20 protein-coding genes and 1 tRNA gene are annotated in these 24103 nt (G+C 42.3%); 12 read left to right on the top strand and 9 right to left on the bottom strand.

Annotated features, from left to right (window positions below; all coding sequences use genetic code 11):
* The first annotated feature begins 736 nt into the window (after window positions 1-736).
* From CAL7507_RS02135 to CAL7507_RS02150, 4 genes are all read left to right on the top strand, one after another.
* Window positions 737-1972 (top strand): phosphotransferase family protein, encoded by a 1236-nt coding sequence (locus CAL7507_RS02135; protein ID WP_015126775.1) that lies wholly within the window; start codon window positions 737-739, stop codon window positions 1970-1972.
* Between the two features lie 317 nt (window positions 1973-2289).
* Window positions 2290-3378 carry a T3SS effector HopA1 family protein gene (locus CAL7507_RS02140; protein WP_015126776.1) on the top strand — a complete coding sequence of 363 codons (1089 nt, stop codon included), beginning with the start codon at window positions 2290-2292 and terminating at the stop codon, window positions 3376-3378.
* 79 nt (window positions 3379-3457) lie between these two features.
* The gene (locus CAL7507_RS02145; RefSeq protein WP_015126777.1) at window positions 3458-4279 is read left to right on the top strand and encodes a Uma2 family endonuclease; all 822 of its coding nucleotides are present in this window, start codon (window positions 3458-3460) and stop codon (window positions 4277-4279) included.
* Window positions 4280-4312: 33 nt separating this feature from the next.
* On the top strand, window positions 4313-4759 hold the full coding sequence (locus CAL7507_RS02150) for a thioesterase family protein (protein WP_015126778.1): 447 nt from the start codon (window positions 4313-4315) through the stop codon (window positions 4757-4759).
* On the opposite strand, the gene CAL7507_RS02155 is transcribed toward CAL7507_RS02150, so the two are convergent.
* From CAL7507_RS02155 to menA, 3 genes are all read right to left on the bottom strand, one after another.
* Window positions 4742-6172 (bottom strand): 2-succinylbenzoate--CoA ligase, encoded by a 1431-nt coding sequence (locus CAL7507_RS02155; RefSeq protein ID WP_015126779.1) that lies wholly within the window; start codon window positions 6170-6172, stop codon window positions 4742-4744. The two genes, CAL7507_RS02150 and CAL7507_RS02155, sit on opposite strands and share 18 nt — an antisense overlap.
* Window positions 6157-7197, bottom strand: coding sequence for an o-succinylbenzoate synthase (locus CAL7507_RS02160; RefSeq protein ID WP_042341721.1), 1041 nt, complete (start codon window positions 7195-7197; stop codon window positions 6157-6159). Before CAL7507_RS02160 ends, CAL7507_RS02155 begins: the two co-directional genes overlap by 16 nt.
* 181 nt (window positions 7198-7378) lie before the next feature.
* Complete coding sequence (gene menA / locus CAL7507_RS02165; protein ID WP_015126781.1) at window positions 7379-8275, bottom strand: 2-carboxy-1,4-naphthoquinone phytyltransferase; 897 nt, start codon at window positions 8273-8275, stop codon at window positions 7379-7381.
* A gap of 309 nt (window positions 8276-8584) precedes the next feature.
* Between menA and CAL7507_RS02170 the strand changes: the two genes are divergently transcribed.
* Window positions 8585-10000 carry an isochorismate synthase MenF gene (locus CAL7507_RS02170; RefSeq protein ID WP_015126782.1) on the top strand — a complete coding sequence of 472 codons (1416 nt, stop codon included), beginning with the start codon at window positions 8585-8587 and terminating at the stop codon, window positions 9998-10000.
* Window positions 10001-10733: 733 nt separating this feature from the next.
* Here CAL7507_RS02170 and CAL7507_RS02180 read toward each other — a convergent pair.
* Window positions 10734-12041: a glutamate-5-semialdehyde dehydrogenase gene (locus CAL7507_RS02180; protein ID WP_015126783.1), complete on the bottom strand. Its 1308-nt coding sequence runs from the start codon at window positions 12039-12041 to the stop codon at window positions 10734-10736.
* A gap of 480 nt (window positions 12042-12521) precedes the next feature.
* Here CAL7507_RS02180 and CAL7507_RS02185 point away from each other — a divergent pair, with 480 nt between their 5' ends.
* From CAL7507_RS02185 to CAL7507_RS02205, 5 genes are all read left to right on the top strand, one after another.
* Window positions 12522-14519, top strand: a complete 1998-nt coding sequence (locus CAL7507_RS02185) for a zinc metalloprotease HtpX (RefSeq protein WP_015126784.1) — start codon at window positions 12522-12524, stop codon at window positions 14517-14519.
* A 672-nt stretch (window positions 14520-15191) separates the two neighbouring features.
* The gene (locus tag CAL7507_RS02190; RefSeq protein WP_015126785.1) at window positions 15192-15488 is read left to right on the top strand and encodes a GIY-YIG nuclease family protein; all 297 of its coding nucleotides are present in this window, start codon (window positions 15192-15194) and stop codon (window positions 15486-15488) included.
* A gap of 70 nt (window positions 15489-15558) precedes the next feature.
* Window positions 15559-15819, top strand: a complete 261-nt coding sequence (locus CAL7507_RS02195) for a UPF0175 family protein (RefSeq protein ID WP_015126786.1) — start codon at window positions 15559-15561, stop codon at window positions 15817-15819.
* Complete coding sequence (locus CAL7507_RS02200) at window positions 15816-16316, top strand: DUF3368 domain-containing protein (protein WP_015126787.1); 501 nt, start codon at window positions 15816-15818, stop codon at window positions 16314-16316. Before CAL7507_RS02195 ends, CAL7507_RS02200 begins: the two co-directional genes overlap by 4 nt.
* Window positions 16317-16481: 165 nt before the next feature.
* Window positions 16482-17621 carry a transporter substrate-binding domain-containing protein gene (locus CAL7507_RS02205; RefSeq protein WP_042341724.1) on the top strand — a complete coding sequence of 380 codons (1140 nt, stop codon included), beginning with the start codon at window positions 16482-16484 and terminating at the stop codon, window positions 17619-17621.
* A 31-nt stretch (window positions 17622-17652) separates the two neighbouring features.
* Here the strand turns inward: CAL7507_RS02205 and mazG are convergent, their stop codons facing one another.
* Together mazG and CAL7507_RS02215 are read right to left on the bottom strand one after the other, a co-directional pair.
* Window positions 17653-18468 carry a nucleoside triphosphate pyrophosphohydrolase gene (gene mazG, locus CAL7507_RS02210; RefSeq protein WP_015126789.1) on the bottom strand — a complete coding sequence of 272 codons (816 nt, stop codon included), beginning with the start codon at window positions 18466-18468 and terminating at the stop codon, window positions 17653-17655.
* Window positions 18458-19078, bottom strand: coding sequence for a metal-binding protein (locus CAL7507_RS02215; protein ID WP_015126790.1), 621 nt, complete (start codon window positions 19076-19078; stop codon window positions 18458-18460). Before CAL7507_RS02215 ends, mazG begins: the two co-directional genes overlap by 11 nt.
* Before the next feature lie 460 nt (window positions 19079-19538).
* Here CAL7507_RS02215 and CAL7507_RS02220 point away from each other — a divergent pair.
* Window positions 19539-19611, top strand: a tRNA-Val gene (locus tag CAL7507_RS02220).
* Window positions 19612-19858: 247 nt separating this feature from the next.
* Here CAL7507_RS02220 and CAL7507_RS02225 read toward each other — a convergent pair.
* The 3 genes from CAL7507_RS02225 to rpaB form a co-directional block, all read right to left on the bottom strand.
* Window positions 19859-20377, bottom strand: a complete 519-nt coding sequence (locus tag CAL7507_RS02225; protein WP_015126791.1) for a DUF456 domain-containing protein — start codon at window positions 20375-20377, stop codon at window positions 19859-19861.
* A gap of 332 nt (window positions 20378-20709) precedes the next feature.
* A complete protein-coding gene (locus CAL7507_RS02230) occupies window positions 20710-21363 on the bottom strand; it encodes a cofactor assembly of complex C subunit B (protein WP_015126792.1) in 654 nt (217 codons plus the stop codon).
* A gap of 138 nt (window positions 21364-21501) precedes the next feature.
* Complete coding sequence (rpaB, locus tag CAL7507_RS02235; RefSeq protein WP_011318678.1) at window positions 21502-22230, bottom strand: response regulator transcription factor RpaB; 729 nt, start codon at window positions 22228-22230, stop codon at window positions 21502-21504.
* A gap of 170 nt (window positions 22231-22400) precedes the next feature.
* On the opposite strand from rpaB, the gene radA reads away from it, so the two are divergent.
* Window positions 22401-23927, top strand: coding sequence for a DNA repair protein RadA (gene radA, locus CAL7507_RS02240; protein ID WP_015126793.1), 1527 nt, complete (start codon window positions 22401-22403; stop codon window positions 23925-23927).
* Window positions 23928-24103: the final 176 nt, after the last annotated feature.

The raw sequence follows: 24103 nt of genomic DNA on the forward strand, positions 1-24103 counted from the left end.
GTGGACTAAAATGTCCGGTTTTGTTGGCTTTATGCTGATTAATAAAAATAATGGGGTTAAACATCATGCCTTGTAACATGGGGGATGACCAAGATTCTTCGCTATGCTAAGGATGGAAATATATGTTATAAATAATACATTGTTTCTACAGAAGTTAACATTGCCCATCCATAAGGGACTTCCAACTAAAAAAATATCCTATCGCTGTGTAGGTAGGGGGCACGGAGCAAGGGGAGAAAGAAAAATATTATCTGAGTAAATTCGATAATTTATTTTCTGGAAGTCCATACATCAATGCTTAGTGTCAAATAATATCCGCCACTGAATAGTTTTTTTACTCACTATTCATTTGCTGCGGATCTGTAAAAAAACTTTAGTGAAATCATTTTGGGGGTTATGAGAGTCGAAATGTTGCATCAACTACAATTTTTGCTGAAACCCATAAACCTAAAAACCGAGGAACATCAAAAGTTTCAACCGTAAAAATCAATTTCTACCTAAGTAACTCTGCTGAGAAATTTAAAGATTTGACGGTGTAATCAAGCAGATTTTAAAGGAATAGTAAAGCGCAGAGTGCCATTTTGGCAGGTTTTTCTAAGATAGATAAGATATTAGTAGATTGTACCCATCGTTATTGATATCACACATGAGTTGCTATCTACCGAAAACTGCCAAATTTCAGATCATACTGACATAGGTAATTCTCTAAGCAATTTCACGTACTAGGAAATGATACATGGCATTATCACTGTCTTCTCATAACGTTATCCAGTATCTGCAGGATGCAGGTCTGTGTAGCTCAGAAGATGGAGCATCAGACGACTCTGAGTTGCCGGACAGTAGTAAGAATCTCAATTTACTGGTGGCTCTAGCAGATAATCGCAAACTGCTGGTTAAACAAGAACGTAGCACTAATTATGCTGGAACACCACATGAGTTGTTTAATGAGTGGCTGTTTCACCAATTATTGCAGCAGTTTCCGGTGATTGGCAACATTTCGGCGATCGCTTCATTAGTGCTGCATTTCGACGAGGAAAATTCTATCCTTGTCCGTAACTACTTAAGTGATTATCGGGAACTTGAGAGTTTTTACCAAGATCAAGATATTTTCCCCACGGAGATTGCTACAGCTATTGGCACGACATTGGCCGGTTTACATCGTGCCACTTTCAATCGCAAAGAATATCGTGATTTTATGGCAACTGCTCCCCAAGGACAGTTTCGCTATCACTTTTACAATCCGGCTCAAGGGATAGAGTCAATTGGACCAGAGATTTTTGGCACGGTTCCCACTGAGGCGCTGAAATTCTATCTTCTTTATCAACGCTATGAGAGTTTGGAATCAGCAATTGCAGATTTGGCCTATGAATGGAATCCTTGCTGCTTGACACACAATGACCTGAAATTGGACAACATCTTGGTTCATTCCAGGTGGGAGCAGCTAGACAATTGCTTGGTCAGACTGATTGACTGGAAAGCTTGTTCTTGGGGAGATCCAGCCTTTGATTTAGGTAAGCTAGTTGCCAGCTATTTAAGAATTTGGCTTTCGAGCCTTGTAGTAGACCCCACAATCGAGTTAGAAGAATCTCTGCGTCTGGCGGTGACACCGCTAGAGGTTCTGCAACCTTCAATCCTGGCTTTGATTCGGTCTTATCTCAATGCTTTCCCCATGATTCTGGAGTATCGTCGGGACTTTATTCTGCGGGTTATCCAATTTGCTGGACTGGCACTGATTCATCAAATTCAGGAAACGATTAATTGCCGCAAATACTTTGATAATACCGATATTTGTATGCTCCAAGTTGCCAAAAATCTCTTGACTATGCCAGAGCAAGGTGTGTTGACTGTTTTTGAGATCTCAGAGTCAGAAATCTTAAAACCTGTGGCAAAAGTACATCAACTTCCTCAGCCAGTCAAAGAGCAACAGTTGGTTCGCCTTTATTACGAAAAAACCCGCCTGCGCGGTTGTTAAAACAAGGAATCTACCATGAAACTAGGGGATAGGGGTTATAGACTAGAGGAGACGAACTTTCATGTTTTGTTGTGAATAGTGAGGACAATAAAATGTGACAATATCTCTTTCCTGATTCCTAGTCTCTAGCTCCTAGTACCAATTTTCAAGATTATAAATTATTAAATCAGGAACAGGTATATGCTGAGGGGCTGTTACCTGCAACTAATACCATTTCACTTTAAAGTTGATACAAATAGTATCTGTAGGGTGGGCAATGCCTTACAAAACCCGTAATGTGGTGGGCATTACCCACCCTACTCTATAACTGATAATTAATGCTAAATTCTATAGCTAATCAACCACTAAATTCTCTGTCTGACATCGCTAGTAATATCCAGATTGAGTCAAACTTTCGGATTTATCATCCTAATTATCAACCCTTTGCTCTGCCCACTAAAATAGCAGACAGATTTCAGCAAAATCCGATAGATTTACAACATAAATATCTTACCCTTCTACTACGAAATTTCTTGTATGGTATCTATTACAATGGTTCCCTACAAAACATTTTGGCAGTCAATGCTGATGTACCTAATTGCCATACCTATCAAAATTTAGAAAATAATTCCACTTTGGGGATTGATGGGGAATTTTATGAACGTCTACACAACTGCAATCACGGTATAGGTTACTTTGACCCTAGTTGGGAAGTGTTGCGCCGGGAACCAGATGGTAGCATGGCTGTGATCAAAGGCGGTTTGACCTTATATATTGAGCCAGACTGTCATCTTAAACCTAGTTCTAAATCTGCTACGGTTGGCGAGTTGATTTCTATCTGGATGCCCAAAAATCGACTGCAGAATGGCTGTTATTTAGCTGTGAGTAATTATGGACAGGAATTACAGAATAACCCAGACGCTGATTTGGGAGCAGGACGCATTTATTTTAATTTCACACCATCTGGTGCGATCGCTCTCATGGATAGTCTTACACTAGAACTGAATACAGCAGCCATTCCCTTTAGCTTTCAGGTACTATACAACCCCTCGGCCTACGGACGCTATGACTCTGGAGTACTTTACTTTGAACGTAAAGACTATCCGGAAATCCGTAAAATCCTTCAGGCTGTTTATGCCAAACATATATCCCATTTTCAACCGGAAATCCCCTTGTTCACCAAGTTTTTAGCGCCTGGATTGGGTTTAGCTGAAGAACCAAACCAAAAATTTGCGGCACAGGAAAGTTTTGGGATGAACCGTTGTCAAATTGTGGCGAATGCATTACTAGAAGCCTGGAAAAAAGGTAAAACTGCCCTAGATGAACGCATGAAGGTAATTGACCAACACTTTGCTCAATATTCAATTGACATACGTCATCCCTACCTCAATCCCGGTTCTGAAGATATATATCACCCTTTGAACTGAGTAGCATTCTAGACATCCCCCCAATTGCACGAATTTTCGTCATCGTCGATAATGAACTATCGGGTTCTGGTTCCTGCCAATGACTCAACAACTTCTCAATACAGAATATCTGATCACGGAGCTTGACATCAGCCATCTGGTCATTGAAGACGATACACCTGTGGACAATTTTCAATCTGCCCAACAACAGCGATTACTGGTTGAATCACTCTATAGTTCTAGAGCTTTGCCCCTACCCTTTGTGGCTGATGCCAATGTGGGGTTATTCTACAAGCTTAAAGGCGACCCCATTGTTCCTGATGTCATGCTGAGTTTGGGTGTGCAGCGCCCCGAAGATTTTTCCCAACGGCAAAACCGCTCCTATTTTGTGTGGGAATTCGGCAAAGTGCCAGAAGTTTGTATTGAAATTGTTTCCAACTCAGAAGGCGATGAGTTGACACTGAGCCAGAAGTCACGGCAGAAGGGCAAAATTACCGCCAAGAAGGAGATATATGCCCAAATTGGTGTCCACTACTACGCCGTTTTTGACCCACTCAAGCAGATTCAAGGTCAGGATGCTATGAATGGGGCGCTGTTGCGCGTGTGGACGATTTCGCCGCTTGGCTATACCGAATTGACTTCAGCATCCGACATTGTTGCTGTGGGTCAGTCAATCTGGCTAGAGGGGGTTGGTTTGGGTCTGACTCTGTGGGAAGGTCAGTTTGAGGAGGAAGTCACAAGGTTATGGTTACGGTGGTGCGATCGCCACGGGCAAGTTATCCTTACAGGTGCAGAAGGGCAGGAAATTGAACGCCAGGGTAGAGAAATTGAACGCCAACGGGCTGACCGGCTAGCTGAACGACTTCGGGCTATGGGCATCGACCCCGATGAAGACTGGTCTGATGCCAGCAAAGGACAATAGACCACGTCAAACCTTATTTATGCCTTTTGATAGATGTCTTTTTTGTATCATCGTACTGTTCACTTCCAAGATACCGATGCTGCTGGTGTAGTTTATTTTGCGAATGTTTTAAATATTTGTCATGAAGCTTACGAAGCATCTTTAGAGGTATCAGGTATTAATCTCAAAGCTTTTTTTGGTAATTCATCAGTAGCTTTTCCTATAGTTCACGCTAATGTAGATTTCTTGCGCCCGATGTTTTGTGGGGATAAGTTAGTAGTTAGCTTAATGCCTCAAAAACTAGGGGTTGAAAAATTTGAAATAGCTTACGAAATTAAGCTTGGTGAAGTATTAGCGGCTAAAGCAATTACGAGGCATGTTTGTATTGATGTAAATAGTAGAAATAAGCAAGAATTACCTGATGAAATTAACGATTGGTTGGAAACTAACCGCAGAAATACAGAGGAAGTAGAGAGAAGAAAGTCAAGGGAGATCATGTGATGGAATTTTGAGGAATTCTGTGGCTATTTGCTGTAGTTGTTGGCGGTTAATTTTACCTTGCGAGTTGTAAGGTAAGCTAGATTGAGGAATCCAATGTTTGGGGATTTTAAATTTGCTGAGTTTATCTTTGAGTAAAGCTTGAATTTCTAATGTAGAAGTGTGGGAATTTTGGGGAATATAAATAGCTGTTAATACTTGTCCCCAATGTTTATCTGGTATGCCAATTACATAAACGTCAGCAACTAATTGAGTAGCTCTAATAGCTGACTCAATTTCTGCGGGATAGATATTTTCACCACCAGTAATAATTTTATTACTGCTACGCCCTACAATATTTAAATAACCTTGTTTATCCAAGAAACCTAAATCATCTACTTGAAAATAGTCTTGATTTTCCCAAATTTCTGGGTAATAGCCAAGGGATAAAGATTTAGCTTGAATTATTATATTTCCTATTTGATTTGCATCTAAGATTTCGCCTTGCTGATTACGAATTGTTACCTGAGCATGAGGGAGAATTTGACCTACGTTAACTTTACCATTGAGAAAATCATTAGGTTTGAGGGTGGCTATTTGGGAAGCTGTTTCTGTCATGCCATAGGTTAGTGCTAGCTGGATGTGATAGAATCTCGCTCTTTCCAGGAGTTCATCCCATGCGGGCGCACCTCCTAAAAGTACTGTTTTAAATTGAGCTAACCACTCGATTAATTCTGGATTTTGCAGGATTTTTTGTAACTGTGTCGGCACTAAAGATATGAAAAATTCTGTTGGTTCAATATTGGGTATTTGACCATATTCTACTGCTTTAAATGGTGAAATAACTAATTTACCAGCAGTGGTGAACGATCGCATAAACTGCATCAAACCACTGACGTGATAAAGTGGCAATACACAAAAAGAATTGACTTGATTTAGCTGAAAATACTCTGTGAAGCCTTGTACAGAGGCTATGAGAGTTTCCCAGGTGTGGATGGCAAATTTAATTTTCCCTGATGAGCCACCTGTGGGAATCATAATCAGTGCTGAGTGCTGAGTGCTGAGTGCTGAGTGGGATGAGTTGGTATTTTTTTCACAGTCCCCATTGCCCCTTATCCCCAGAGGGGGCCCCGAGTTCCCCAATCCCCAAATTATGTTTGGTTGGACTAAATCAAAGACTTGTTGCCATTCTTGTGTTCCCCAATCGGGGTTACAAAGAAAAACTGGACAACCAGCGGCACAGGCTGCGATGAAACCTGCTAAAAATCGCGTGGGTTCGCGTTCGGCTAGGATGATTTTTGGTGGCGTTCCTGATATTGATAACTGGGTTAATTCTAAATATAATTCTGCAACTATTTGCTGAAACTGACGACTGTCACCACCAATTAGCCAATCGCGTTCGCCTAAATTTTTGAGATAAGCTAAAGGTCTTGCCATAGACGTTGCAGCCATGTGTCTTCTTCTTGTGCAAAAAAATGGTTGATACCAAAACCAACTGCGCGTTGATTGTGGGATAACTCTGCGGCTAGCTGGAGTGCTGCTTGTCTACCAATAGCTGTTTCAAAAACTGATGAAAATACAGCATCAATTTGATATTGTTGGCAAAATTGCCGTAGTCGAGACGGTGAACCGACTATCCCCGGTTTAATCACAAAAATCCCTCGCCAACCTTGTTGATAGGCGGTGGTGAGTTGCTTGAGTGTGGCAACAGATTCATCTAAGGCGATCGCTGTACTGTAATATTCACTCAATGCCAACATCTCTGGAAATTGCCCAACGGGTAGCGGTTGTTCGATAAATTCGATATTTCCTGGGAGATTGTCGCAAGTTTCCAGCCATAGATTAGCTTCCTCGTAGCTAAGTCCACCATTAGCATCTAATCGCAGTTTGGCAGTGGTTGGTAAGGCTTGAATTAGTGAGTGCAATATTTCTAATTCTTGAGCGATCGCATCTACACCAATTTTCCATTTAAATGTACGATATCCCTCTTCCCATAACCTTGTCCATTGTCTTAACGCCACTTCCCCTGCTGCTAACAAGCCACTGTATGACAGGGGACATGGGGCATGGGGCATGGGGTATGGGGAATTGGGCAAGAGTTGAAGGTAATTATCCCCATCTCCCTCATCTCCCCCAGTACCTAGTCCCCAGTACCTAGTCCCCAACCCCTCTAACGCCGACTCAAAACCAAATTGACAAGTAGGTAAATCATCTGGGATGGAGAAAATCATCTCCTTTGTGATTTCCTCTGGTAGTTGGCGACAAAAATCTAAAGCTTGTTCTAGAGTTTCGGAACCAAACCAGCTAATAGGCGCAATTTCTCCCCAGCTGACTCTCCCTATCTCATCAGTGAGCCGAATAATGATAGCTTCACGGATATCCCAGTTCCCATGACTAGTAACTAGGGGTTTGACAAATTTCCGCGCTATTGGACGAAATGCAAATTTGTACACGTTGGGAATGGGGACTGGGAATTGGGAATTGGGGAAGTAACTCGTGTCGTAAGAACAGCAACTCCTGTCGTAAGGACAGCAACTCCTGTCGTAAGGACAGCAACTTCTGTTATGAGTACAGCAACTCCTGTCGTAAAGACAGGATAAGCGGAAGTAACGAATGACAAATGACAAATGACAAATAACCGTCCTAAACCATAAATCCCGCACCCAATAACAAGCAACTCCAAAAATGCACAGCGACGGCGATGAATTTACAATTATTAACTTTGTCTGGTAGATGATGATTTGCTTGGACGTGACAGCATAATTTAAAGGCAAAAGGTAAACTCACCCAACTTAGCAACGTCCACACAGGGAAGATTCCCAACAGTACAAATATCAGGCTAAGAGGATAAATACTACCAGTGAACCAGGTGAGAACTTGGGCGGCTTTTGCTGTTCCTAGACGGACAATAGGCGATCGCTTGCCTGCGGCTATGTCATCCTTAACTTGGTGAAAGTGTGAGCAAAACAAAATCAAACTGGTGACAATGCCGACAATCACCGAAGCTAAGAGACTTGTCGTAGACCAAGTTTGAGTCTGGCTGTAATATGCTGCTGATACTGCCAATGGCCCAAAAGCAAAAAAGCAAATAATCTCCCCTAAACCCTGGTATCCTAAACGAAAGGGAGGCCCCTGGTAAGTGTATCCCAAAGCACAGCAAAGCAGAATGATGCCGATTACAGTGAAGTCTTGCTGCCAAAGTGCGATCGCAATTATTAAGAGCAATCCCACACCCAAACACAAATTTCCCATCCAAAATATTAACTGCTTATTGCCAGTCAAGTTCACCAGAGAATGGTGTTTATTTTGATCAATCCCGGTTGCTGAATCAAAAACATCATTACTGAGATTTTCCCACGCCAAAATTAAAATTGCTGCAGCTACAAAAGTAGAAAAAATTACGCCATTAAAAATTTTTGTTTCTGCAAATGCTACTGCTGTTCCTACCCAAATGGGCATAATAGCAACGCTGTACATTGGCGGTTTAATCGCTGCCATCCATAACTTAGTCTTGGGATATAAAATCTGCTTGGTAGTCATCAGTCGTGATTAATTAGATTTTCAGAACCTTAGTCATACATTAAATTTTATTATTTTGAGAGACACCAAATACTGGTAATGTGCAAAAAACTGCTGTTTTTACTATGGCTAGTTAACCTTGCACTGGTAACACTGTCTCTCTGATTGCAGTCCAAACTCGGCATGGCTTGTCTGGTTCTAGGAACACCAAGAACAAGACAAACCATACTCTGGTGAAATGGCGACTGAATATGCTACCTGTAGAAATACGACCATGTTTAATTACACTTTAGGAAGATAACTTAAAAAAAATTTACTATTACTAGATCCATGACAGTTTCACCATGTCGCACTAGCTTCTTTGTAGAACACAAAGATTTATATCAATCTCTTTTAAACGTTCAAGAAAACTGCCTCAAAAATAATTGCAGGCAAATTGTGAGCATTTCCCTAGACATTGACTTAGTTGACCCTTTAGTTGTTTTAGATAAACTAAGTCAAGCAAATGAAATAAATTTTTACTTTGAGAATAAAGGTAAAGGAGAAGCGATCGCAGCTCTTGATGCTGTAGCTAAATTACATGTTGATGGTGTAGAGCGTTTTACTAAAGCCGAGCATTTTATCAAAAATTGTCTACAAAATATAATTAGTTTTGGGAATACAAATTTACCTTTTTCTGGCCCCCACTTTTTTTGTTACTTCAGTTTTTTTCATCAAAATTCTCAAATAGATTACCCCTTTCCCTCAGCTAATATTTTTCTTCCACGTTGGCAAATAGCCGTAAAAAATCAGCGCTGTATACTAGTCACCAATACGATTATCAATGCTAGCGCCAATATTCCCCAAATCTTACAAACTTTGTGGAGCAAAATCGCAATCATTCAGTCTTTAGAATATTATTCTTCAAATATTGATTCTTCACCGATAAAATTAAGTAAAAAATCTGTTACTAACGCGGCTCAATTTAAACTTTCAGTCTCATCTATCCTAGAAAAAATCCAGTCTCAGCATCTCAATAAAGTTGTCTTGGCAGATGCTTTAGATGTGCAATCAAGTAATAATTTTAACTTATTTAAGTCTTTAAATAATCTGCGACAAATACATCCTAATTGTTATATATTTTCTACAAGCAACGGCAAAGGACAAAACTTTATTGGCGCTAGTCCAGAACGCTTAATTAGTATTCATCAAAAACAGTTAATTACTGATGCTTTAGCAGGTTCTGCACCACGGGGAAAAACACCTGCTGAAGATGCTGCAAATGCCAATAGTTTACTCAATAGTGAAAAAGAAAGGCATGAACATTTACTAGTAATTGACTTTATTACTCAACGGCTATCTCAACTAGGTTTGTTACCCCAGATATTACCCCCACGTCTGAGACAACTATCCAATATTCAGCACTTATGGACACCAATCAGTGCTACAGTCCCTGCCAACATCCACCCCTTAAAAATTGTTGCCCAACTGCATCCTACACCTGCTGTCGCTGGTGCAGCTAGAGATATTGCTTGTAGAGAAATTCGCCGATATGAAAATTTTGAGAGGGGTTTATATGCTGCACCGTTGGGTTGGGTAGACGCTGAGGGGAACTGCGAGTTTATCGTCGGTATTCGTTCAGCGCTAATTGATGGCGATCGCGCTAGACTTTATGCAGGTGCTGGTATTGTAGCAGGCTCCGATCCCGAAAAAGAGTTTGCAGAGGTGCAACTCAAACTTCAGGCATTGTTGAAAGCATTGGTTTAAAGTATTGGTAGGGTGCGTTACGCGAAACGCTAACGCACCCTACTGGACTGTTTCAGCTAAAATAGTGCAATAAAAGAAATTCTATCCGCGTTTATCTGCGTGCATCTGCGTTTAATTACATCCAAGCCTATCGCATCATTTTAGTCGTGTCAGTCCACTACATATCTGTTCAAAAATCAAATAGTAGTCTTATAGATCAAAAAGCATTGGTTGAAAGTTGAAAATATGAGTAAATTTACAATGTCAGGTGATCCCCAGAGAATTAAATCACCAAAAAACTATTACTGAGGACAGTTGCTATACCTTTTGATTGCTGTCAAATTGAAACGATAGTTTATCAAAATAAATCTTAATATATTGTGGTTTCACCCTGGCGAATTCCCTTACCCTTGGCAGAGTACACATCACTCCGAGTCGTTGTCTACTACTTGTCGAATAATAAATGGGTTCCAATCAAATATTGCACTTTAACAAAGGCAATTAAGCTTTCCCATGAGGCACGGCATTTAAATCAAGGAATTTTTTTATTTCCTGTGGACTTAGATCCCAATCAATTCAATACTTCTTTTGATGGAACTTTGGAGATCAAGCCCTCATCCTTAAGTTTTCATAGAAATGAGCGTTTGAATTCAACACTAATTTGATATATCTTGTAGGGTAAGCCTCTCGCTCATCCTACAAGACAACAAAGTGCAATTTATTCAATTAAAAACCGCTATTAAATCAGTAGGTTTTAACTCAAATCCTGGTGAGTAAAAGACTTAGCATTTGCACCCGTGTAGGTAGCCACAATATGGCCATCACCAGTCATTTGATACTTATATGTTACCAAGCCCTCTAAACCTACGGGACCACGAGGTGGCATTTGTTGAGTACTAACCCCCACTTCTGCACCAAAACCATAGCGAAAACCATCAGCAAAGCGGGTAGAACAGTTGTGATAAACACCTGCTGCATTCACTAATCCTAGGAAGGTTTCAGCAGCTTTTATATCTTCAGTAATTATCGCTTCGGTATGGCGAGAACCGTAATTATTAATATGAGCGATCGCATCTTCTAAACCATCGACGATTTTAATCGATAAAATCAAATCACTATATTCTGTTTCCCAATCTGATTCTGTAGCACTGGCGAGATTAGGTAAAATTTCTAAAGTGCGTTGATCACCTCTTAATTCCACATTCACTGCTTGCAAAGCCTCAGCGACTATAGGTAAAAACGTTGCAGCAATTGACTGGTGAATTAATAAAGTTTCAATCGCATTACAAACAGCAGGATATTGACTTTTGGCATCAACAGTAATAGCAACAGCTTTTTGAATATCAGCAGATCGATCTACGTAAAGATGACAAATTCCCTCGGCATGACCTAATACCGGAATTCGGGTATTTTCTTGCACAAAACGGACAAAAGAATTAGAACCTCTGGGAATAATTAAATCTACATATTTGTCTAACTGCAAAAGTTCTAATATTTCTTCTCTAGTTGTCAATAATTGCACCGCATCAGGGTTCACACGAGTGTGAGATAATCCTTGTTTAATGGCTTTAACTATAGCTTCGCAAGAACGAACAGCTTCCTTACCACCTTTAAGAATTACACCGTTACCTGATTTAATAGCTAGGGAAACAATTTGAATCGCCGCCTCTGGACGAGCTTCAAATATAATCCCCAACACCCCTAAAGGACAAGTAATGCGTTTTAGGATTAAGCCTGTGTCGATTTCGCGGTAAATCTGCACTTGTCCTACAGGATCAGCGAGTTTTCCTACATCTCTGACTCCAGCGATCGCATCTCTTAACTTATGTTCATCCAACTGCAAGCGCTTGTAAAGCGGTTTCGCAATCCCATCAGCCGCAGCCGCTTGACAATCAGCAACATTTGCTTGTAATATCTCATCCTTTTCCGATTCTAAAGCTTGAGCGATCGCTTCAATAGCTTGATTTTTCTCTTCAGTGGAGAGAACAGCCAGCAAACTCGCAGCCTGGCGAGTTTTTTGAGCGATATCAACCAGCACAGAAGTTGTTTGGACTATAGTCATGGCACAAAGACAATTTTGGATTTTGGATTAACCCTGACTACAAGGATACCTGGCTCTGAGGATTTTAAATTTTGGATTTTGGATTTTAGATTTATCCCATTGAATTGATTCCTTATTTTCCGCTTTCCGTCTTCCTCCTATTGGATGAACCAGATGGGTAGTAAAAAACTCCTCTGGTCAGATGAAGTGTAACTGAGGTCAAAACACTTATGCTATGAAGGTCAAGCAAAGACAGTTACTGAATAAATATATAGCAATAATTAGAATATTTTAAGTACTAATACGTAAATAATTTTTCATGATTGATTTATGCGTTCCACAGACTAGAGAGACAACATTAGTCCAGTTTCTCTAGTCTTTTACTTAGGTAAAAATAACTAACTATACCGATTTTTGGAAATTTTGCGAAATGGTAATGACAAGCCCTGGATCTATTGAGTATTGATTGATCAAATACTACTCCTTTACCAGGGAGATACTATGTCATTGCAATCTGGACTAGATGCTTTTCAACAAGGACGTTATCACGAAGCCGTTCAAATATTAGAACAAGTCTCCCGGGATGCTGTAGATCAAAATTCTTCAGATTATCTCACAGCGCAGATGTGGCTGATGAAATCCTATCAAGGCACAGGCGAAATTGAAAAAGCCACCATCCTGTGTCAAAGGCTACTGATGAGTGCCAACCCACAAGTACGTAGTTGGGCAGAACAAGCCCGTAATTCTCTACCAAGGGAAGTTGCTACGCCATCTAGCACCATCGAAAAAGCCGGACGTGCGGCGACTGCTGGTGTCAAACTAGCAATGGGTGGTGTGGGTGGAAGTTTAGCCTTAGCGTCTGGTGTCACCATGATTTTGCTGTTTGGCATGGTGTTCGCCTTGGGTTTGAGCTTAGTATTGATTTTGGGTAGTGACGATCCACTGCAAGGATTAGCGATCGCTATTGCCATCACCCTAATTTTTAATCTGGCCGCCTTTTTCTGCTCTCCCTTCCTCATGGACTTAACCCAGCGCTGGCTTTACCAAACCCGCTGGGTAGAGATAGAAGACGTAGAAAACCAGAGTCCAGAGACAGCAAGAATTATTCGCCAAGTCTGTCAGCAAAAAAATATCAAAGTCCCTCGCCTAGGCATCATTGACGACCAAAACCCCACGGCTTTTACTTATGGATCATTACCCAACAGCGCCCGGTTAGTCGTCAGTCAAGGACTATTCACTTACTTAGATGATGATGAAATTGCTACCGTCTATGCTCACGAACTAGGGCACATCGTCCATTGGGACTTTGCCGTGATGACAGTAGCTTCCACCTTAGTGCAAATTTGTTACCTAATTTACATCACAGCTAGCAGGTTTGGTCGGGGTGGCGGCGATAACAAAATTAAAGATGCCCTGCAAACGGCTGCCCTAGTCGCCTACGTATTTTATATCATCGGCACTTACCTACTGCTGTATCTCTCCCGGACACGAGAATACTTTGCTGACCACTTCGCCGCCGAAACCACAGGGAATCCCAATGGATTATCCCGCGCCTTAGTGAAGATTGCCTACGGTATTTTAGAAGAAGGTTCCCGCGCCCAAGAACCCAGCCGCTTGATTGAAGGCACCCGCGCCCTAGGTATCTATGACCATAAAGCCGCCGCTTCCACTGGTACAGCTTACCGCATCGCCTCCGACACGCAAAAAATCGGTCGCGTCTTTTTGTGGGATATATTCAACCCTTGGGCTTGGTGGATGGAGTTAAATTCCACTCATCCCCTCACAGGTAAACGAGTCCGCGCCCTCAGCACCTACGCCGAACAACTGGGTTTACCAACTGAATTTGATATGGGGCGAGTCATCGGCGAAGGTAAAACTTTGAATAAAGGTAAGCTTTATGGCAACTTCTTCTTAGATGTGGTGCTTTACGGTGCAGAGACTATCGGTTTTCTAGTTGGCGGAGTAATTGGCTTAGTTCTCTTATCCAGTTCTCAAAATCTCGGTTTGCTATTTGGTGCGCCATTCATTGGCTTAGGAATCGGCATTCTCATCAAAGCATTGGTGATGTTCCCCGACTACAAACAAGCACCAGAAACTGACATTCTGACCTTGATGTCAGACCCCTACGCCAGCCCGTTACGCGGACAACCTGCAAAACTTGCAGGACAATTAATCGGTCGTGGCGACGCAGGGAATAAATTTGGTGCAGATTTGAAAATTCAAGACCGAAGCGGGATGCTTTATCTCCACTACGCTTCCCGCTTCGGCCCCATCGGTAATTTCTTGTTTGGGATCAAGCGAGTGCAAAGCTTGATTGGTGAACAGGTTGGGGCTGTAGGTTGGTTCCGCCGTGGAGTTGCACCTTGGATGGATTTGATCCAAATCACCAGTGAGGGTGGCACTGTTGTGAATAGTTATCACCGCTTCTGGTCATTTATCCTTGGTGGAGGCGCAATTATTTTGGGAATTGTCTTGACGATTTTTATACACAGCAGTTAGCCTGTTCCCAGAGCATTTCTAATTTTTCCAAGCTGTATTTTGCTTAGGAGGCGGTTTGTCACCGTCTCCTTTTTTCGTGGCTAGGGACAGAACTATTATTGGATTTTGAAATTACACGTAGTCAGTCTATAGGACTCATATTTGATTTTTGAAATATACGTAGGGTGGGCATTGCCTAGAGCGCCGGTCGAGTAGAGAGTATTGACAAAAACAAAATTATGTGTATCTGGTCAAAACGCCTATTTCCGGCTAACTTTTTAGGTCTAGTTGTTAACGATTGCAGTAAAACTGAGTCCATAAACGTTCGATTAACATAACCCCATATCCTGCGCTTTACGTCAACTACTTGTACTTGACCGGCGCTTTAGCAATGCCTACCAAAACCGTTAAGCCTGATAACATCTTGCACCTGTTCGAGGAGTTTCTTTAGAAGTTGTTCCATTGGAAGTTGTGCAGAAAATTCCGTATAATAAATAGTTAGGCAGCCAACTGTAATAGACTTGTTAAGTAATAAGCTCAAAAATTCTCGAAAGCCCCTCTAAGTAAGCATTTCAGCGATTTTTGTTTAAAGCGATTGAAACTCATTCTGTGTAAGCATTTCAGCTATTTTTCTTACTATTTCCCAACAGGTCTAATAAATGCACTTCTTATATAAGAGCGATTTTGGGTTTTATGACTACCCCAATGCATACAGTCGGCTTTGTCTACGTGCTTACTAATGCCTCAATGCCGGATCTTGTCAAAGTCGGTCTGACTTCCTGGTTGCCTGAGGATCGGGCTAAGAGTCTTTACACCACAAGTGTTCCCGATGCTTTTGAGGTGGCTTATCGTACAATTACCTCATGGCCTCAAGCAGTGGAGCAGAAATCTCACCATCTTCTCAATGAAAATCGGGTTAACCCAAAGCGAGAGTTTTTTCGGGTCAAAGTAGAGGAAGCAATCAATGCAGCAAGAGGTGTGGCAGACTGATAATGTAGTATATGATTGGGCACCTGACGGAGTATCCACGTTATCACTAATCACAAAGTAGGAGTAAAATATGAGTAGGTTAGTGCTTGAAATTCCAAATGATGTGGCGGAGTCTCTTCAGCTTCCACAATCAGAACGCCTTTCTCGCATACAACGTGAATTGGCTGTTCGTCTATACCAGAAGGGGTTGCTCTCCTTTGGAAGAGCAAGAGAACTGGCGCAAATGACAAAATGGGAATTCCACTCATTACTGGGAGATGAAGCCATTGAACGTAGTTATGATTTAGAAGAATTAGACAACGATTTGAATACGTTGGAGCATTTAGCTTGAGAGCCACGAGCAATTCTTCGGTCTTGATTGCCCTAAGCAGCATTGGGCAGTTGTCTATATTAACGCAACGGTTCTCGGATGGGATTTTGATACCACAGGCAGTCTGGCATGAAGTTGTCGAAACTGGAGCAGGACGAGCAGGGACTACAGAAATTGCGACTGGTTTGAATATTTGGCTGACAGTTCAAGAGGTAGCGAACAAGACTCTTATACTATCGCTACAGCAAGATTTGGACGATGGTGAGGCTGAAGCGATCGCACTATTTTGTGAGCAACCTTCAGAGGCTCTGCTGCTGGACGAAAAGAAAGCGCGGCAAGTTGCACGACGCATAGCTTTACCTGTACTCGGTACGGTAGGTCTTTTGATTTGGGCAAAACAGCAAAGGGTTATTCTTAACTTGCAAGAACAACTTGATGCTCTACAAACGGGTGGTAAATTTCGCCTTAGTAGGCAGGTTTATGATGAAGCTCTGCGAAGAGTCGGAGAGTTGAAGTAGTATCTGGCGATGTCTAACAACCGTGTTGCCAATTTTCGTAAGCACCGAAATCAAGACTGTGACGATCAAATTGTAGATAGACAATACCTGAGAGGGCGGAATGTGATATTTGGTATGGGGTAAGGATGATAATTAAATATTGGATACAACCCCCAGACAATGCTGATGATAAATGCGATCGCTAGTAAGTTTCGCCAATTCAGGTATTTCCCAAAACTACACATCTGGCTTGTTTTAGTGGGCGGACTACTAGCACTTTTGTTGATAGTCCACCCAGTCCAGTCACAAAAACCTCAACCCCAACCATCGTTGCTAGTAGCAACCAGGGCCATACCACCCTTTGTATTTACAGAAAAAGGTGAACTATCGGGATTCAGTATTGATCTTTGGCGCAGCATCGCCCGTCAAATAGGTGTGGAATCTAAATTTATTGAATATCCCACAGTTGCAGACTTGCTCTCTGCTGTTAAAAATAGCAAAGCCAACGTCGGGATTGCTGCCATATCAATTACCGCCGAACGACAGCAGCAATTTGATTTTTCCTTACCCATGTTTGCGGCGGGGCTGCAGATTTTGGTACGAAACCCAGAGAAAAACAGCAGTGGTTTTCCCAATATTTTGCAATTATTTTTTTCAGCCGCACTTTTGCAAGTCATTGGCCTAGCTTTGCTACTAATTGTAGTGGCAGCTCACATCATTTGGTTATCTGAGCGCCATCACCAAGCAGGGATGATTTCTAAGTCATACTTCCCCGGCATTTTCAAAGCTGGTTGGTGGGCTGCTGCAACCTTAGCCACCCAAGCCGACGAAATGCCCAGAGGTGTAATTGGACGTTTGGTAGCTATTATTTGGATGTTCATTGGAGTTATCTTTGTCGCCTACTTTACAGCCACCGCCACCACCTCGCTAACTGTGCAACAGCTTCAGGGAGATATCAAAAGCGTGGATGATTTACCAGGTAAGCTAGTAGCTACAACCGCTGGTAGCACAGCTGCGACATATCTGAAAGAACACAAAATCTCAGTTTTAGAAGTCGCCAAAATTGATCAAGCTTATGATGCTTTGCAGACAAAAAAGGCCGACGCTGTAGTCTTTGACGCTCCCGTGCTTCTCTTCTATGCTGCTAATGAAGGTAAGGGAAAAGTAGAGGTTGTGGGTAGTATCTTCCGTGAAGAAAACTACGGCATTGTTTTACCCAATAACAGTCCATACCGCAAACAAATTAATAGCACCTTGCTAAATCTCAAAGAAAACGGCACTTATCAAGAAATATATGATAAGTGGTTCGGGGCTAAAAAATCTTAAATCAGTTATTAGTTATCAGTTATCAGTCCCTTCACTCTTGAGCAAGTTGGGCTTTTGCCTGTTGCCACAACTTTTCTAACTCCTCTAAACTGTAATCTGAAAGAGGACGGTCAGCAAAGGCTTCCATTTTTTGCAACCGTTGGACAAATCGCTCATTTGTGCCTTGTAATCCGGCGCTAGGATCAAGATTATGCCAACGGGCTAGTTGAATCGTCGCAAAGAGTAAATCACCTAATTCTGCTTGTTGTCGTGCAGGTGTTTCTTCAGCCAAGGCTTGTTGGAACTCCTCCATCTCTTCGTGAAACTTTTCCCACACCCCAGCGATATTTTCCCATTCAAACCCCACAGCCGCAGCTTTTTGGGAAATCTTCATGGCTGCGGTTAGTGGGGGAAGGGTGCGCCCATAACGACTGAGTTTTGTACTGAGTTTTTGATTTTCTGGAGATGCTTCTCCCTTTTCTGCGGCTTTAATTTGTTCCCAGTTTTGCCGAACTTCATCTACACTCGCCACTGACACATCACCAAACACATGAGGATGACGACGAATCAGCTTTTGGGAAATACCTTCAGCGATTTCTTTGAGGGAAAACTGCCCAGATTCGCTGGCTATTTGAGCTTGTAATACTACTTGTAATAGTAAATCACCTAATTCTTCTGCGATCGCTTCTTGATCTCCACTCTTGATCGCATCCACCACCTCGTAAGCTTCTTCAATCACATAGGGTGTCAAAGTTTCCGGCGTTTGTGCTAAATCCCACGGACAGCCACCATCAGGCGATCGCAATTTCGCCACTACCTCAATCAACTCTTGCAACGCCGCCAAAGTATCAATCTTGCTATTTGTCATTTGTCGTTTTTCCGTTGCTCTTTCTGCTAACTGTAGCTTTACGACTACCACGACTGGTAACTTTACGCTTCTTAATTTTGCCACTAGGAAGCAACCCACTAACCCCCTGCTTTTGGAAACGCTTATATGCAGAACCACCCCAATCGCTAAGAGAATGGCTCATCGCGCCGAGTTCTAAACCCAAAAATAGGGCAATATATTCAGTAGGATAAACCGAGAGCGATCGCCCCACAGTTAAACTTAAATCCTGCCAATTCAAAGTAAAATTTCCCAGCTTTTCGGCAATGAGCAAAACGACAATTGCCACGACTGTTAGCAAAGTGCCCAGATAAACTACCCGCAACGTTGTACCAATAATCGGCCCGTGGGACAAAAAAGAACGATGGCGCAGACTTTTTTGATAAGGTAGCCAGATCCAACGCAAGAACCCCCAGCGTTGAAATTGTACAGAATAAATATCCAAATCCGGGCCGAACATCAGCCCCCCAAACAAAAACCCACCTGCAACCAACAAAGTCGCATTACTACTGTGAGTCTGCCACAAAGTCACGCCCGCCACGAACGGCAGAGCATACAAAGTAATGCGATCGTGCGTCCGACCAGAGGGCATCCTAAATGCTGAGTAACTTAATACTGAGTCAGTATATAGCAATCTTATTTGATTTCTGAAAAAATCTCCGTATCTGTAGGGTGGGCAATGCCCACCAAAACCCGGATATGGTGGGCATTGCCCAACGCCACTTGCTTTAAGCCGGGAAACCCGTCCAACGCAGTGGCTCCCCTACGTATATTTCAAAAATCAAATAGTAGTCCTATAGCCCGCTTTTGTCACTCTCCGAAAACAAAAATTGAAGTAAACTTTTGAAACTCTTACTGGGATTAGGTTTGTGGCTTTATTTCCTAACATCATGGATATAATCATTACCTTAGACTAAAACTCTTGTCTGGTAAGGGTTACATCTTTTTATCTAGGGAAAGTGACAGAAGAGGTATAGGAGAAAAAAATATTTTCTCAAACCCACTATCGCAATACAGAATACTCTGCTATATTAAATAAGCATGATTAAAACGGGCGGTTAGCTCAGTTGGTAGAGCGCCTGCCTTACAAGCAGGATGTCATCAGTTCGAGTCTGGTACTGCCCATTTACTAAAAGCCGCTACATAGCGGCTTTTTTAGTTGATGAATAAAGCAAGCCATCCGATTTACGGTAACACCAACACCTGAAATGGGAGACATTGACAATGGTCAGCAGTCTTCAAGAACTGATTTAGTGGTCGTCAAGATTTAGAATCATTGTTTGCTGATGAAGGTGATGGTTAATTTCAGCTTTGTTGATTTTCCACTACACCTAATGCTTTGATGGTGGAAATTTCGGCTTCTGTTAAGCCTTTAAGCACCATATACTTGTGACCAGGTTGTAAAGAGAAAAATTGCTACTGCGGAAATTGCTAATACACCCTGAATCAAATTCCCCACTAACGTTCCCACTACAATCCCAATACCAGCTTTCACCGCTAATCCCAATTGACGTTGATAAAGGTACTCACCGACAATTGCTCCCAAAAGTGGCCCTAATAATATGCCTAACAGCGGACCACCAAAAGGCAAAGCTGGTAATAATCCTAAAAATCCTACTATTAACCCAACAAAAGCACCAATTTGTCCCCACTTGCTAGCACCGGCTTGTTTGGCTCCGATATAACCAGCCAAGAAATCCACTCCGATGCTGAGGAGCAAAACAATAACTGTGACAATCAGTGGTATTTTAATAGCGGCAAAGGAACTACTAACAACTCCCCAAATAATAATTGCGATTAAAATTAAAGTCGTTCCAGGAATAGCGGGAACCACAGCGCCAATAATACCCACAAGCATGAGAGCAATCAGCAACCAATAAATAATTTGCATAATTTGTCATTCGTCATTTGTGCAGCTTTTCTCCCCTGAGGTTTACCATCTTGTAGCAAGTGGCTTTGGGCTTATATAGGAATCCGGTTTGATTTTTGAACAAAATTGGGTATTTGTAGGGTGTATTAGCGTTTCGCGTAACGCACCATTATCAAGGGTTTGGTGCGTTACGCTATGGCTAACACAACGCCAGTTCCCTCAAGTCGGGAAACCCGCCCACGCGACTGGCTCCCCTACGTATCTTTTCAGCAATCAAATATGAGTCCTATAGTATGCCCAGTTTCAGAGATAGTTGGATATTTTTTTACGTGGAAGTCGCTAATTTGTAATTTCTAACTCTTAAATTCTAACTTTTGAAGACTAACTGCTAATTTATCAGCTATGCCAGCAATCCAAATTTCATCTTGTTTGGTGTAACTGCGAGGTGCGTTTGCTCCCAAAATCAAGACTCCTTTGTCACCGATAGGTTGACAAATTACACCTTGAGTATTATCTGGCAAATAATCAAATTCAATTTTGCCGGGATAAACGTATAAAGCAACTAAATAAATTGCCTGTTGTTTTTCTAGCACCCGCTTTAAGATTGGCCCTGGTGTAACTTCAGATTTAGTCCCCAGAATACCGCGACGCAACAAAACTTGGCCTTGATAGAAAACTATAAGCGATCGCGTGACTGTATTAGTCAATAATAAATGCGATGCCCAGGCTAGTTCTGTTTTCACGGCTTCTGGTAAATCTGCTGCTAAGACAAAACCTTCTTCTCCTATTAGTTGTACAGTATCGGGCGATCGCGGCTGTACTTGCTGCCAAATTAAACCCGTCAAAATCAACACCGCACACAAAATCACACCCAGCACATCCCCACGCGCTTGGGAATTTGTGAGTTCTGGTGTCAAAAATCGGTTAATTAACAAAAGTACAGCGCCTAACCCACCAACAAAAAGAGGTAGCCGCCGTAAAACTACATTGGGATCGGGTTTTGTCATTTGTCAGTTATCAGTTATCAGTTATCAGTTACTTGTACTGACTTGTACTGAGCGTAGCCGAATTAAGTAGCGAAGTCGAAGTAGTCGAAGTAGTCGAAGTATCAGTTTGTTAACTGTTCACTGTTAACTGTTAACTGTTCACTCCTCCCCTGGTTCGATTATCCGTTGAAACAAATAACCAGTACCTCGGGCTGTGAGTATTAATTCTGGGTTACTGGGATCATCTTCTAACTTGGCTCGCAAACGGGAGATATGCACATCTACCACACGGGTGTCCACGTGGCGTTCTGGTGTGTAACCCCACACTTCTTGCAAAATTTCTGAACGGGAAAAAGCTTCACCAGAGCGGCTCACTAACAACTCTAGTAGGCTAAACTCCATACCTGTCAGGCGAATGCGCTCATCGCCTTTATAGACTTGTCGCTTATTCGTATCGATTTTGATATTACCGACATGAATGACTCCAGAACTAGGAATACCAGAAGCGCCTGTTTTGTCTACCCGCCGCAGTACTGAGCGGATACGAGCTTCTAGTTCTTTGGGGGAGAATGGCTTAACTACATAGTCATCAGCACCCAATTCTAGCCCGGTGATGCGATCGGCAACGTCGCCCAAGGCTGTTAGCATGATAATTGGGACATCAGATTCTTTACGTAATTCTTGGCATACACCGTAGCCATCTAGCTTTGGCATCATCACATCCAAGACTACAAGGTCAGGATCAGATTTACGAAAAGTTTCCAAAGCTTCCTCACCGTCGCCAGCCGTCACAACATCGTAGCCAATCATGGAAAGGCGCGTTTCCAAAATCCGGCGAATGCTGGCTTCGTCGTCTACCACCAGGATTTTTTCTTTATGACTTTCCAAGTTTTTTAGCGCTCCTTAACTAAAATTTTTCATGATTAATTTTTAATACCATAATATTAAGATATCATTCCATCAATTGATTTGGAAAAAGCTACAACTATTACTATTATTAGACTTTAGTTTTCTGCAAAAATGAAGTAAAAATTAAGATTCTTTAATAAGATTTAAGAATGGCAAAGCCTAAAACCTTTTATATTTGTAACGAATGTGGTTCAGAATCGCCTCAATGGTTCGGCAAATGTCCAGCTTGCGGGACTTATAATTCTCTAGAAGAGCAAATTTCTATACAATCTTCAGGAGACGTACCTACGCGCGGGGGAGTAGGTAATTGGCAATCAACTCAAACTAATGGCAAATCTCACGCTAAACCGGCTAAAGCCAGAGCTTCATTAACATTTGAACAAATAACCGATCGCCAAATTGCTCGTTGGGAGTCAGGTTATGAAGAACTAGATCGGGTGCTTGGTGGTGGGATTGTCCCCGGTTCTATGGTGCTGATTGGTGGCGATCCTGGTATCGGTAAATCTACTCTATTATTACAGGTATCAAATAAACTGGCGCAGAGATATCGCATTCTTTACATATCTGGGGAAGAATCAGGACAACAAATCAAGCTGCGAGCTTCTCGTTTGGGAGTCTCTAATACTGTCACTGTAGTTGATGATGTTAAAGAACTGGTGGTCGTGGAGAATCCTCAAGAAATTGCACCTGACACCGTCGGCGCAGATTTGTATGTTTTGCCAGAAACTGATTTAGAAGAAATTCTTCGGGAAATAGATTCTTTGAGGCCGAATGTGGCGGTGATTGATAGTATCCAAACGGTGTTTTTTCCGGCTCTTACCTCGGCACCCGGTTCTGTAGCTCAGGTGCGAGAATGTACAGCAGCACTGATGAAAGTGGCAAAGCATGAAGACATCACAATGTTAATTGTGGGACACGTTACGAAAGAAGGGGCGATCGCTGGTCCGAAAGTTTTAGAGCATTTAGTTGATACGGTATTGTATTTTGAAGGCGATCGCTTTGCCTCCCATCGATTATTACGAACAGTAAAAAACCGCTTTGGCGCGACTCACGAAATTGGTATCTTTGAAATGGTAGCGAACGGATTACGGGAAGTGCCTAACCCTTCAGAGCTATTTTTAGGCAACCGTGATGATCCGGCTCCTGGTACTGCCATTGTGGTAGCTTGTGAGGGGACTCGTCCAATTGTGGTTGAGTTGCAAGCCTTGGTGAGTCCGACAAGTTATCCTTCCCCTCGCCGTGCGGGGACTGGTATAGACTATAACCGCTTGGTGCAAATCCTCGCCGTGTTAGAAAAACGGGTGGGAATTCCCATGTCTAAATTAGATTCTTACGTCGCTTCTGCGGGTGGGTTGAATGTCGGCGAACCAGCAGTAGATTTAGGGATAGCGATCGCTATTGTAGCGAGTTTCCGCGATCGCATTGTTGATCCAGGGACAGTTTTAATTGGGGAAGTTGGGTTAGGTGGACAAGTGCGATCGGTTTCGCAAATGGAACTGCGGTTGAAAGAAGCAGCCAAACTGGGATTTAAAAGAGCGATCGTTCCCAAAGGGCAAAAATTTCCCGATCTGAATATCGAGATCTTACCAGTTTCCAAAGTCATCGATGCAATTATTGCCGCCATCCCACACCAGGAACTGACAGAGGATGATTTAGCACCGGATACAGACGAGTGAAAAAAGCAGGGGAGCAGGGGAGAAAAGGAGCAAGGGGGCTTTTGCCCACAAGGGTCAAGGTTTGTACCTTTCCCCCTGCCCCTGCCTCTTATCAATAAATCAGTTATCAGGTGTAATAGAACTCCTATTTGATTTTTGAAAAAACTCCTTACAACTTAATAAAGCCTTCTTCCCTA

Origin of the sequence: Calothrix sp. PCC 7507 (genome assembly GCF_000316575.1) — a bacterium.
GTDB lineage: Bacteria > Cyanobacteriota > Cyanobacteriia > Cyanobacteriales > Nostocaceae > Fortiea.

What these genes read in the sequence shown, in the direction of transcription:
- CAL7507_RS02135 (WP_015126775.1), top strand. Translation starts at nt 737, where the DNA reads ATGGCATTATCACTGTCTTCTCATAACGTTATCCAGTATCTGCAGGAT.
- CAL7507_RS02140 (WP_015126776.1), top strand. Translation starts at nt 2,290, where the DNA reads ATGCTAAATTCTATAGCTAATCAACCACTAAATTCTCTGTCTGACATC.
- CAL7507_RS02145 (WP_015126777.1), top strand. Translation starts at nt 3,458, where the DNA reads ATGACTCAACAACTTCTCAATACAGAATATCTGATCACGGAGCTTGAC.
- CAL7507_RS02150 (WP_015126778.1), top strand. Translation starts at nt 4,313, where the DNA reads ATGTCTTTTTTGTATCATCGTACTGTTCACTTCCAAGATACCGATGCT.
- CAL7507_RS02155 (WP_015126779.1), bottom strand. Translation starts at nt 6,172, where the DNA reads ATGGCAAGACCTTTAGCTTATCTCAAAAATTTAGGCGAACGCGATTGG.
- menA (WP_015126781.1), bottom strand. Translation starts at nt 8,275, where the DNA reads ATGACTACCAAGCAGATTTTATATCCCAAGACTAAGTTATGGATGGCA.
- CAL7507_RS02170 (WP_015126782.1), top strand. Translation starts at nt 8,585, where the DNA reads ATGACAGTTTCACCATGTCGCACTAGCTTCTTTGTAGAACACAAAGAT.
- CAL7507_RS02180 (WP_015126783.1), bottom strand. Translation starts at nt 12,041, where the DNA reads ATGACTATAGTCCAAACAACTTCTGTGCTGGTTGATATCGCTCAAAAA.
- CAL7507_RS02185 (WP_015126784.1), top strand. Translation starts at nt 12,522, where the DNA reads ATGTCATTGCAATCTGGACTAGATGCTTTTCAACAAGGACGTTATCAC.
- CAL7507_RS02190 (WP_015126785.1), top strand. Translation starts at nt 15,192, where the DNA reads ATGACTACCCCAATGCATACAGTCGGCTTTGTCTACGTGCTTACTAAT.
- CAL7507_RS02195 (WP_015126786.1), top strand. Translation starts at nt 15,559, where the DNA reads ATGAGTAGGTTAGTGCTTGAAATTCCAAATGATGTGGCGGAGTCTCTT.
- CAL7507_RS02205 (WP_042341724.1), top strand. Translation starts at nt 16,482, where the DNA reads ATGATAAATGCGATCGCTAGTAAGTTTCGCCAATTCAGGTATTTCCCA.
- mazG (WP_015126789.1), bottom strand. Translation starts at nt 18,468, where the DNA reads ATGACAAATAGCAAGATTGATACTTTGGCGGCGTTGCAAGAGTTGATT.
- CAL7507_RS02215 (WP_015126790.1), bottom strand. Translation starts at nt 19,078, where the DNA reads ATGCCCTCTGGTCGGACGCACGATCGCATTACTTTGTATGCTCTGCCG.
- CAL7507_RS02225 (WP_015126791.1), bottom strand. Translation starts at nt 20,377, where the DNA reads ATGCAAATTATTTATTGGTTGCTGATTGCTCTCATGCTTGTGGGTATT.
- CAL7507_RS02230 (WP_015126792.1), bottom strand. Translation starts at nt 21,363, where the DNA reads ATGACAAAACCCGATCCCAATGTAGTTTTACGGCGGCTACCTCTTTTT.
- radA (WP_015126793.1), top strand. Translation starts at nt 22,401, where the DNA reads ATGGCAAAGCCTAAAACCTTTTATATTTGTAACGAATGTGGTTCAGAA.